We start from the raw sequence: 11080 nt of genomic DNA, 5'->3' as shown, positions 1-11080 counted from the left end.
TAGGCGTAGGGTGGGCTGTCACCTCGATCCGGTGGCTCCGCCTGGGAATGCCTTACCAAAGGCTCCGCCTGGGAATGCCTTACCAGAGGCTCCGCCTCCCGTGGTTATTACGAGGCAGAGCCTCGCAGACTGCATTCCCAGGTTCTACCTGGGAACGAGAGAACGAGAGAACGAGAAAACGAGAGAGAGAGGAAAAATTGTTCCACCCATTAGTCTGAGGGCAATTTGCAAATTTGGGATGCTCCCCTGTCATCTGCCTTATTTCTTCTCAATCCCTTTTGTACCAACCTTTTGAAGGAAAAGAGGCATACGCTATTATCAAGTCATCAGATGTCATGATTGGTATCGAGCGATAGCTTTTCTTTAGGATAATAAGACTCATATTTGATTAATGCTTACTACAAGTCTTAGTGGTGGGCTTTAGCCCTACCTACGGTACTAGAAAGTTTCACAATCATATGGGATCGCTATAGTTATGGCTATTGCCTATTATGTGTTCTCTGATTCAGCCGTAATCCAACACAATTCTAACCATAACTGAGGACGCTCGTGTTTGAGTGTTGACTTGGGATCTTGCAACAAGCGTGTTGCGTTTAAACAAACTACCTCAGCTAGCCCTATATATTTTACGACTTGTCGAAATACAGAGATTTGCGCTTTAACAGATAAGAACACGTTATTTGGACAATAGATAGTAATGCAAGGTAAAAAATGCACGGGAGATTGTCCCCAGAAAGATTGGACGAGTTGGACAGAACAGGATTTGAGTAATGTCCCTACTTCTGGAAAAGATTGATTGATAATTGTGGTGAATTCTTCAAGGAGTTCTTGTTCGTACCAACTTGAGTTTGTAAGTGTAAATGCCATACTGAATATGTGGGTAAAGAATTGGAATCTTGTTAATTAGAGACAGGCGAGACGCCTGTTCTACGTCACTAACCACTAACCTTTAAATACGGTACTGTACAGAAAGGATAACGACGCAATTGTTTATCGATGACAGATCCGTTTCTCTCAAACACAATGAAGTGTTTTAGTAGTTCTGTAAATCGCCGTTTGTCAAAAATTCCTTGAATCAATATCTCTAATTCGGTTTCTCCTTCATGAGGAAAGCTTTCTCCATCAATGGTTTGCCAAGGCTGAAACTCTTTCCAGTGAGAAGTTAAAGTTCCAATTCTGGCTCGATCTCTGCAAGCGATCGCCAGCAATTCGTTGTAGACAAATAATTTAGGGTTTTGTTGTTTGTCACATTGAAACTCCTGATAAGCCTGTTGTAAGTTAGTATTTCTACTACTAGTGTCCATACAAACAATGAATGCTAATGGCAATCCATTGATAAAAACAATTGCATCCCTACAGCGAATCAATCCCCTTTCTATTGGGTTAACGGAATAAGTCACTAACCAATCATTGTTGAGTAAATTTAACGGATCTATGAGCCAAACTTTTTCAGAAACTGCTTGGTTGTTGTCCCGATCTACAATGTCTATTCCTCCTATCAGATATTGATGAAAAATCTGGTTGCTTTCAAATACATTGCCACTCTGGATACCAATAATTTGAGAAATAGCTTTTTTGATTATATCTGTTGAAGCTTTAGGGTTAATCTGTTTTAGGGCTTTGTAAAGGCGATCGCGTAAAATTCCTTTGAAATGACTGCTTTCTTCTACCCCCTCTCTTCCTATATCTAGGTCTGGTTGAGTAGTATATCCAATAACCTCAAACCATGTCAGCCAATCTTGTAAGGCTACACGGGATTTTTTGTCGAAGCGTTGGCGCAATCTACCAGAAAGATGCTTTGCTTTTACAGTTGCTACTCGTGATAATTTAGGATTCATCAGAAGGAGAGACTCCGTTTTTAGTGAATGCAGAGTGTCTACTTAAGCCTGAGATTAACAAAAGAACATTTTGGTTGGTATCTCAACAGAAGATATAACCAGCCCCCTAAACACTATCAAAACTGAATTAGCTTCATTAAACTGTATCAATTGTATCATTTTACCAATATTGTTGGTATTAAAATTGGACTCGATTTATACCAACTTTACTGGTAAATTATATTGGTGCTTCAAATAAATGACGTACAGACACATCAACATTCAAGACATCTCTGATTCGAGAAACTAACTGAGTCGCGAGTAAAGAGAGACTGCAATAGACCAATCATCCGAAACAAGGTAGTGCATATTCAGCACCAAAACCTCGATCGATTCATAATCATTTGTCATTCTGGTGGATCAATAATTGAGAGCTCGTAGGTGGAGAAAGCAGGTTTTTGTCTTTCAATAATCTTCCGGATGGATGCTTCATCAATTTGGGCAGGGTACTGTTGACGTAGTTCTACAATGAAATGATATGGGCGTCTACCTCCTAGCATTGAATCAATACCTATTTGAGTTGTCCCTAAAACAAAACCTTGCTCAAAAATTTCTCTAATTTTGATGTGCTCCTCATCAAGTGGCAAGCCTGTGAACAAATGCAGGTAAAAGCGCAAACCCCACCGCGTACCGTGCCAGCGATACAGGACGAGCGCGTTTTTAATCAAACGTCGCTGTATATTGAAAGACCAACGGGTATCCATATCCCAAGCCACCCAATGTGCCAAAAAAGGGAGCATAGCTTCAGGTGCAGTCAATGGATCTAAATATGCCCAAAGAGTGTTTATGGTTTGAACTGTGGGATCGAAAGCTTGCTCAAAAATACTCAACAACCGCCCGACAAGATCCACTTCTCGGTAAAGTGCAGGCAAATAATTTAGATAAAAACTTAATGGGCGTACAAACAGGTTAAAGACTCTGTATGCGACAGGTTGTTGTTGCGTTCTTGTTTCTATGTAGACACAAAGGGAGCATTGGTAATTGATTTGCAATTGTGATTCGTTCTTCAAAGCTAATTGATTTTCAAAAAAGTTTTCTGGAACTTGAAAGGTGACAAAAGTACTAATCTTTTCTTGAGAGGCAATTTCTTCAAAGTCTTCTTGATTCCACTGACACCAATCCTCTGGAAAATCTCCTTCAAGTTCCAGTTTCCATCTTTGCTTGCGCTCGCCTAAATTTTCGAGGGTGACTAACATTTGTCCGGGTTCTCTAGGACGTAGCAGCAAATCGTTGCTTGTGACCTCATCATTTTTGCTGCTTTTGAGTGATAAAGCACTGCCTGCAAAAGCTTCTGGCGATTGCATGGAGGTTAGTGAAATTGCTATGGTTGGACGTGATGTTGCTTGAGTCATTGTTCGTTTTTTAGTTGTTAATCCCTGAATTCGATCCGGTGACCGGAATGCAATTGAGGGTTTTCATCTTCCCAAGATGCGAGCAATCCGACTGCACCCGGATCGATCTCTAGTTCTGGGATATCTGCACGGAACCATTCTGAGTCGAACTTACGTAAAGAATAGAGTTTGACGGTACCCAAATAGCGAACTCCGGGAATTTGCTGGCTGACAGCAAAGATATCTGAGGGATATAGAGTCCGACCATAATCCCAACCTTTGCCCTCAAGCCCGCCAACAAGAGGATTGAGAAAGCGGTAGAGAGTTAAAAGTAAAGAATTGCGAATCAAATCGCGATCGCGTGGGTTGTTATACTGTGGTTCTAAAATTACTTCGATTTCAACACTGACTCCGACGTATTCGGGTGGCTCTAACTTAACTTGCACTCCTAAAGGTTTGCGAGCGCTCAAGTAATCCATAATTTCTGCCTTTAATTCACACTCAAGGGCAAAATATTCTTCGGGTTTCATTCCCCGACGAAAATCAAAGCTATTTATATCTGCCTTGTTTGGAATCAGGAGCAAGCGGACAATCCCTGCGGTAGTATGTTCTGGTTGAGTTAGACAATGGGCGCGAGCAACTGCTCCCGTAGCTGCGCTCATGGCTAAGCGCTCAAAATCCTCTGGAGTGACGGCAGATTCGCGAGTCCGTAACATCTGCGGGACTCTAATGACAGCTTCATCTAAGGATTCAGCATCGGTACCACCACGAGCTGATTCATAGTTGATGACGCTTTTGACATAAGGAATCGAATTCTTTAAAACTGCGATCTTCCCTAATTGAACGTTTCCACGGCTACCACCACCCGTGCGATATGATACCATATAGATCTCAGCACCAAGAGGCGGCACTTTGCCGTATTGTCTTTCATTAAGTGCATTTTCACTCGTTACAGGTGGCGAGAACCCTTGATTTTGAGTTTCTCTTAGAGAGTGCTTAACAATTGTGTTTCCCGGCTGTAGCTGTTTTCGCTGTTGGGTAAATTGTCTGAGTTGACCCGGTTCTCGAATCAGAGGTCCAAATTGAACTGTACCAGTTTGAGAATCAATAGTATAGTGTCTGTCAAGGGAACCAGATTCGGCAAAGTCTTTAACCTCTATCCAGTCTTCAATTTCCCCTGATGGCAGTCTCAGTTGAACGTATTCTCTCAATTGCTTTGAACGCTCTACGAGCAGTTGCGAGCGCAATTCAAAGGCTTGAGAAGCTTTGCCATTACTTATCCCCAGCAATTCCTCTGGAACTCGGATACATTGAGTGGCATCTACTGCACCGCCAATGGCGCGTACAGCTAAACCTACAATACTAGGCGAGCTACTATAGGAGGGTTGAGCTTCATGAAGAATTGTGTAGACACATCGTATCCAATGACCGGTGTAGTTTGTGCCAAAGTTGGTTTCAGGCCATGCTTGGGGTAAATGGAGAACGACATCGGCTCCTTGTGTTGGTTGTGCGATTTCGCTAAAGCTGAAACCTTTGGTTTTATCGTCGTCTTGATCTCGTAGAATTGGCTGCCAAGTTCTACCGTTCCAAGCTTCCCACTTGCGGGGAGGATCGTCGGGGTTAATCCCGGTGGTTCTGGCGGCTTCTCCAACGATCGTAATCGCGATCGCGTTGCCTTCAATGGAATTTTCCGGCTCGCATAGTACTAGGTAAAAACAGTTACCAGGCATCGATTGATCAAACAGTAGTGTTTCGTCTAAGTTGTGCCATTGACTGTTAGCAGGAGTGCGATCGCGCAGGTGTTGGGGTATATCTTCTTCAATATCAGTTGTTAATATATGCTTGAGACGTGGGTTACCAATGACCAATTCTCGGTCAGTTGTAAAAATAATAGCTTCTTCAGTTTCTGTTCTGACTGTGGCTACTTCTGTACCTAAGGGTATTCTGACGAATTCCGGTTGAGCTCTAGTGAGATAAAATGTGAGGGGGCATTTAGCGGGTGTTGGGGGGTTAAGGCGAATTCCCAACAATTCCAAAAATGCTACGTAATTGCGCCGGGGTACTTGATTGAAGCGGAGCAACATTTGGTCAGTGAGCCACGCAAATAGCTCGATCAAGGTAATTCCTGGGTCGCCTGGGTTGTGATTTGTCCATTCGGGGCAGTAGCGAGGAATGCGGAGAATAGATTCCTCAACTAGGTCTTTAAAAGTACGGTCATCCAGGTTTGATTTGGGGAGCTTGGGTAAAAAGTCAAAATCCATTTTCGGTTAATAATCGTCAACCTTGAGTTACCCATTATTATTCCCCTCCCTCAGACATAAGTAACATAAATGTACAAATGTTGAGTTAAACCCGTAGCGCTCGGTTAAATGGATAGACCAAGCAGAGGGGCTGACATTTAGATCCAACCTTTAATATAAGTACTCAACGCCTGCCCAATCTTGCAACCTTATCAAAAATCCGACGCACAGACCCTAACGACTGGAAGTCGCGGCTAAACAAACAAAGTCCGCCTGTGCGGACTACAGAAAATCAAAAGTTTAGTAACTTCTCCCTTTCCAGCCGAAAATTATACCATTTCCCCAAAATTAGGCTACAGATGGAAAAAGATTCGTAGTTGCGCTTCAGCGTATGCGGCAACAATGTGTAGCATTAATTGAGAGAATTAGTATTACTTATTTAAATGAACCGCACTCGACGCAAAGAGCAAGGGAGTAAGAGGAAAAGCAGATCGGTAATCTTATAGCAGGAAAGGAACTGCCAAAGACGCTCAATCGGGTTGAGTTCAGGAGAATGAGGCAGCTGAAGTAAAGGAATTACATTCCCAGGGCAAAAAATTGCTGAATTCACATGAGCTGGGGCTTGGTCAATCTGTAAAATTGCGTAATCGGAGCCTAACTCCTGGGATAACCAGTCCAAGAACTCTTGAAAATACTCCCCATTCATTTAAGGGTACTCGTGAAGGAAATGGTCTCCAGTCATGTTTCAGTATTTTCTCACAAATGATTCCGGATTGCTATATATACAAACAAGCTTGTTGTCAATAGTAAAATTATTGGATATGTAATTATTTTTTTGAGAAAATCACTTAAATTATGATTAAAATTTAGGTATTACTAACAATGGCAAACAAAGTAATAATCAAGCCACAATAGACAAAATTGATTAGTTATTAAGCGTACAATTACTGAATTTAACTAAGTAACATCGCTACGCCTAGACTATTCTCCCAACATACATTCATAGTCTATTGGACATTCAGGATTCGCTAACATTAAGTGCAGTTGCAACGCGAACAACAGCCTGTGGTCTAGCTTTTACTTTGGGACGGTAGCGTAAATCTAACTGGTTAAAAGAGGGAAACAATACATCAGGTGGTGCTTCCAGTTCTACCGTACCGGATTGTAGTAAAATTCGGCACAATTCTATTTCTGTTTCAGTGGGTGGACTCGTCTTTTCATCAAACCGGAACCATTCGCGAACTAACTCAGAATTTTGTCTCGATGCTGAGTTTTGCGGCTCTACATAACTGACCACTAAGTAAACACTTAGAGTTCCAGTGCTTGGAGGGGTCGTGGCAATTCTAAACGTGCGGTCTGTAGAGGGGTCAACAATAATTGGATTACCCTCTAGGTCAATGGCAATACCCGGTTGAATTTCTAACCAACGGCGATCTCGAAATCTGGCTGGCGCTTGTGCTGGTGGTGAGATAAGTCGCACACCTAAGCCACAAACAATCCCCGGTTCGTGAAGGGACTGGTGGAGGACATTTTGGCGATGACGATGATATTGGTGGGCAACTCGCCAGCGATCGGCATTCATCATCAAGCTATCGTAGACTTGAAGACGCTGCAAAGGGTTGACTCTTGGGGAGGAAAAATCTTGATGAGTCATGTTTTTAACATTTTAATACACGTCAAAATTTACAACCAACTACGATAATCGCATTCAAGGCGAGATACCAACTTTTTCGTTAAGATATTTTGCTAAGTTTTGAGAACTGCGGAAATTACGGAAAATGTCCTGTAAAGTTATTTGGATACTTGTTCGTAACTATCCTGAGTATTAATCAATATCCTCATACACACCACAAACATCTTCCTCCCATCCCTGAAAGCGCCAACGACCCTTTTTACTCAAGTCTTGTTCATAAACCAACTCAATATAGCTGCTTTGCTGCCCAACTATAGTTAAACATTTATTCTAATAGACAATTAGCTATGTATTGATCGCTACACCATTCTTGAAAAAATATATTGCTTGTTAATGTTGGAGATACCTCATTTGCTATTAAAACAAAAGTTTTAATCAGTTGGCAAATCATGCTTTTCAAAGATTTTTTTTCAATTGGTTCTTCTTCAATATCTTGACCCCAAGAAGTAGCCAGTTTACCACCCTGATTATTTATTAGAATACCGTGACAATTTATCTTAATTAGGTCATCCTCTTTATTAAAAACTAGTCGTTTTTGAATTCCCTGTTCATAAAAGTCTAAATAGCCAATACTAGATTCAGGGGTATCTAGGAATTTCAATAGATCGGATACCTGCTCAATCACAGTTAGGAAATCAGTTAAAACATCAACAGGCCAAGGTAATTCGCCAAAACCTTCAACTCGGAATCTAACTAAATTAGAATTTTGTAGTTCTTCACAAAGCCGGGAAAATATTTCTCTCACATCCTCTACTTCCTCAAGTTTTACCTCATCCTTTAGGGTCAACTCATCGTACTCATTTTCACCTTCCCACTGAGGATCAATAATAGGGTCTAGCTGCTGTTTTAATCTGTTAATTTCTAAGCTCATGAAAAACATATTTTTTCCTTAAGGTATAACGGGGTAAGCGGTTCTATATCCTTAATCACTGCATGAGTTGCAGGTACTATACTACCATCTGGAAATATTACTTGTCCCAGAGATACCTGGGGATAACAATTATCTTTTGATGTGGGGGTGGATTGCCACAATTATACGCCTATCAATTATGATGACGTAAAACGTATTATGAAAGCCAAGAACTGGAAACCTCCTACGTTGAGAGGAGAGTAACTAAAAATCGGAGTGTTTTAAGACGATAGTTGGAAAGCTGAAGATAGGGAATATCAGCTATCTTTGAAAAAAATTCATTAACTCTTCTATAATTGAGACATTTTCCATGTCAGACCATCAAAAAGCTGAATCTTCAAATCAACAGGAGTTTGATACTTCAGACGGATTAAAGGATGAAATAGCTCAATTGAGGGAAGCCATTCGTACTGACCCTGACAATGTAGAAGGTCATTGGAAGTTGGCACTAGCTTTAGAGAGCCAAGGACTTATTGAGGCAGCAATTGCTGAGTACACACAAACAATTCGTCTCAATCCCAACCATATCAGGGGACACTGGTTTTTAGGATGGATTCTAGAAAAACAAGGTATTCTAGAACAAGCAATAGCAATGTATCGCCAAGCGACTCATATTGTCACTGAGAACGCAATAGAACTTGAGGACAAAATAGGGGCTTATTTAAGTTTGGCGAATACTCTAGCCAATCAAGGCAAAGGAGCAGAAGCTATTATCGAACTCCAAGCAGCCTTGTTGCTTCAGCCTAATGACCCCGTCATTTACTCAACTTTGGGGTATATAATGCTCGATTTTGAGCAGCAACAGACAGAGGCGGTAGCACTTCTTCAAAGAGCGATAGAATTGTATACAGCACAGGGCAATGACGAAGCAGTTGAACGCCTAGAAAGGTCTTTACAGTACTATAACGTTTAGTTCCGCAGAGCAAAAATAAACAATTCGTCTTAATCCCAAACATATCAGGGGACGTTGGTTCTTAGGATTGATTTTCCGAGAACAAGGGATTCTAGAACAAGCAATAGCAAAGTTTCGCCAAGCAACTCGTATTGTTACGCTCCTGATGTTATTGGGTTGGCTTCGGGTGACAAGTCTCCACCCACCTTCTCCAATTTAGTGCAAGCGCTTTCAGTCCAGCAATTGGCAGACCGTTCTATTTTATGGATTGGTACGGCACGCGGTTTGTTTCGTTACGATCTATTAACAGAAAATTGGCGGCGTTATGGACAACTTGCTACCCAGGATATCCGTGCGATCGCCCTTGGCGCAAGCTGTACTCAGCTTATCGTTACCAGTCAGAACCAAGAAAATATTTGGGTTGCTAGTTGGTCTAGCGGTTTGCATTCCTTGAAAGAAAAAGATGATGCTGAGCTATGAGTTGGATTGGAAATTGAATCAAATTCTCCAGATAGTTATTTGAAGAACCAGACTCTATACTGCAAGGGAGCAGCCAAAATTAGAACCCCGGTTTCGCACTTATTTACCGGGGTTCTGGCATCTTGACTATCGAAAACCATCGTAGTATTGGAACCAGACTGCGTTCAATATCCATTGAACCGAAAGAAAAAATCATCTCTTCAAACCGCTCTTGGTGCTCATAAGTTCATTGGCACTGCAACAGAAATTGCCTTCGCCTTAAGGGATGGTTCTGGAATAGTTTGACCATCTTCTTGGAGAGTATCAATATAAAGCTCAATGGCTTCTTTAATATTGCTTTCTGTTTCCTCAAAGGTTTTACCTGTAGAAATACAACCAGGCAAATCTGGAACATAAGCTGAATAGTTACTGCCAGCCCATTCAAAAATGACAACATATTCTTTCATAATTCGTCCTCCATTTGCGCTTGTTTCCAGATACTTTTGAGAGTTCCAATGGCAACTTCATCAGAAAAATTCCCCGGTACAACAACGATACCGGATTTTTGGGGGTGCTTCAGGACTCGATGACTTCCTCGCATTCTCGCTTCATACCATCCATCCGCTTCTAATCGCTTGAGTACCTCACGAACTTTCATGACTTTTTCTTTATATTTTAAATTCTTTTCTGCGGATTGAGAAGGGTTTGTTTCGTGTCAAAGCTACGAGTGGCGATACTCACTTGGGTGGGGATGATTTCGACTCTTGCATTGTGGGTTGGATGAAGGAAACGTTTCAGCCGCAGCATGGAGTAGATTTACCTGTTGCAGAAGATAATAGCTTGCGATCGCAGTTACGAAAAACAGCAGAGACATTGGCAAAGTTAATTGTACGGGAATACGGGCGCTACTACGAGGGAGAATCGCGTGGTAGTGTAGCTCAGATAACCCAATCAGCGACAAATTTGGCGCTTTCGTTTAAACCGACTCCGTTTAAATGAGAAATTCGTTACACAACTTCACACAATTGAGCACTACACAACTCTTGTGTCAGCCCCTTTGGTCATCCTAACCCGAAATCGTGATTACTGTACTGGCGCTCTAGTCTATAAAACCTTACTATGTCACCTCCCCATTTTGTAGATATGTCGTAATAAGACAGATTCTCATCTTCTTCCATGAGAGCATAAATTTCACTGCGAATATTTGAGTAACGCAAATCAATTCGCTTGAGATTCCAATAATCTACTCCTAATGGTTCTACAGGTTTTAGTAAGTGCTGACAATCAAGATGATAGAGACAAAAATTTGGGAGTGCGTATGGCGACAAAAGAGTCGGTAAAATATTCCAAGACGGACGTTCCTCTCCCCAATCTACTTCGACAGCAATTCTAAGTTCTCCTCTTTGCAAAGACCAAAAACTATCGTTGCGAATCAAAGTTTCCGGAAATTCAACCTGACACGGCTCAATCTGTTGATGACCAACTATTTGCCATTCACCTGATTTTAAGGGGTCTCTATTCAAATAATAACCATTAATTAGAACTTCTGAAGGGGTGAAAATAGGCTGTTCGGATACTTCTTTATAAACTTCCACTAAAAGTGAAAGACTGTAAAACATTAATGGAGATTCCGGGAGAATATACTGATACCAATTTAATATGAAGCTGCATAGAAAAG

At 41.4% G+C, this 11080-nt stretch carries 13 protein-coding genes; 3 read left to right on the top strand and 10 right to left on the bottom strand.

All coding sequences use genetic code 11. The features are described from left to right. Positions 1-489: 489 nt before the first annotated feature. The 7 genes from ACKTT2_RS09395 to ACKTT2_RS09365 all read right to left on the bottom strand — a co-directional run bounded on the left by ACKTT2_RS09395 (position 490) and on the right by ACKTT2_RS09365 (position 8012). Positions 490-867, bottom strand: coding sequence for a hypothetical protein (locus ACKTT2_RS09395; protein WP_407886003.1), 378 nt, complete (start codon positions 865-867; stop codon positions 490-492). A 68-nt stretch (positions 868-935) separates the two neighbouring features. Beyond that, a complete protein-coding gene (locus ACKTT2_RS09390; RefSeq protein WP_407886001.1) occupies positions 936-1838 on the bottom strand; it encodes a type I restriction endonuclease in 903 nt (300 codons plus the stop codon). A gap of 217 nt (positions 1839-2055) precedes the next feature. Next, positions 2056-2163: a phosphopantetheine-binding protein gene (locus ACKTT2_RS09385; RefSeq protein WP_407885999.1), complete on the bottom strand. Its 108-nt coding sequence runs from the start codon at positions 2161-2163 to the stop codon at positions 2056-2058. Positions 2164-2224: 61 nt separating this feature from the next. Next, complete coding sequence (locus ACKTT2_RS09380; protein ID WP_407885997.1) at positions 2225-3229, bottom strand: phage tail protein; 1005 nt, start codon at positions 3227-3229, stop codon at positions 2225-2227. A 17-nt stretch (positions 3230-3246) separates the two neighbouring features. Next, positions 3247-5469: a putative baseplate assembly protein gene (locus tag ACKTT2_RS09375; RefSeq protein ID WP_407885995.1), complete on the bottom strand. Its 2223-nt coding sequence runs from the start codon at positions 5467-5469 to the stop codon at positions 3247-3249. 997 nt (positions 5470-6466) lie between these two features. Next, positions 6467-7102, bottom strand: a complete 636-nt coding sequence (locus ACKTT2_RS09370) for a hypothetical protein (RefSeq protein WP_407885993.1) — start codon at positions 7100-7102, stop codon at positions 6467-6469. 304 nt (positions 7103-7406) lie between these two features. Then, positions 7407-8012, bottom strand: coding sequence for a hypothetical protein (locus ACKTT2_RS09365; RefSeq protein ID WP_407885991.1), 606 nt, complete (start codon positions 8010-8012; stop codon positions 7407-7409). Between the two features lie 349 nt (positions 8013-8361). On the opposite strand from ACKTT2_RS09365, the gene ACKTT2_RS09360 reads away from it, so the two are divergent. Beyond that, positions 8362-8964 (top strand): tetratricopeptide repeat protein, encoded by a 603-nt coding sequence (locus ACKTT2_RS09360; protein WP_407885989.1) that lies wholly within the window; start codon positions 8362-8364, stop codon positions 8962-8964. Between the two features lie 54 nt (positions 8965-9018). After that, positions 9019-9423 carry a hypothetical protein gene (locus ACKTT2_RS09355; RefSeq protein ID WP_407885987.1) on the top strand — a complete coding sequence of 135 codons (405 nt, stop codon included), beginning with the start codon at positions 9019-9021 and terminating at the stop codon, positions 9421-9423. A gap of 218 nt (positions 9424-9641) precedes the next feature. On the opposite strand, the gene ACKTT2_RS09350 is transcribed toward ACKTT2_RS09355, so the two are convergent. Both ACKTT2_RS09350 and ACKTT2_RS09345 read right to left on the bottom strand, forming a co-directional pair. After that, positions 9642-9869: a type II toxin-antitoxin system HicB family antitoxin gene (locus ACKTT2_RS09350; protein ID WP_407885985.1), complete on the bottom strand. Its 228-nt coding sequence runs from the start codon at positions 9867-9869 to the stop codon at positions 9642-9644. After that, the gene (locus ACKTT2_RS09345) at positions 9866-10060 is read right to left on the bottom strand and encodes a type II toxin-antitoxin system HicA family toxin (protein ID WP_407885983.1); all 195 of its coding nucleotides are present in this window, start codon (positions 10058-10060) and stop codon (positions 9866-9868) included. Before ACKTT2_RS09345 ends, ACKTT2_RS09350 begins: the two co-directional genes overlap by 4 nt. Positions 10061-10107: 47 nt before the next feature. Between ACKTT2_RS09345 and ACKTT2_RS09340 the strand changes: the two genes are divergently transcribed. Then, positions 10108-10401, top strand: a complete 294-nt coding sequence (locus ACKTT2_RS09340; RefSeq protein ID WP_407885981.1) for an Hsp70 family protein — start codon at positions 10108-10110, stop codon at positions 10399-10401. A 62-nt stretch (positions 10402-10463) separates the two neighbouring features. Here the strand turns inward: ACKTT2_RS09340 and ACKTT2_RS09335 are convergent. Continuing rightward, positions 10464-11080: hypothetical protein (locus tag ACKTT2_RS09335; RefSeq protein WP_407885979.1), on the bottom strand; the 617-nt coding region annotated here is incomplete at its 5' end.

It is taken from the genome of Scytonema hankhaensis NUACC26 (assembly GCF_045865695.1).
In the GTDB taxonomy this organism is placed as follows: Bacteria; Cyanobacteriota; Cyanobacteriia; order Cyanobacteriales; family Nostocaceae; genus Scytonema.
The sequence above is the reverse complement of the archived record's forward strand: the minus strand, read 5'-3'. Positions and strand labels throughout refer to the sequence as shown.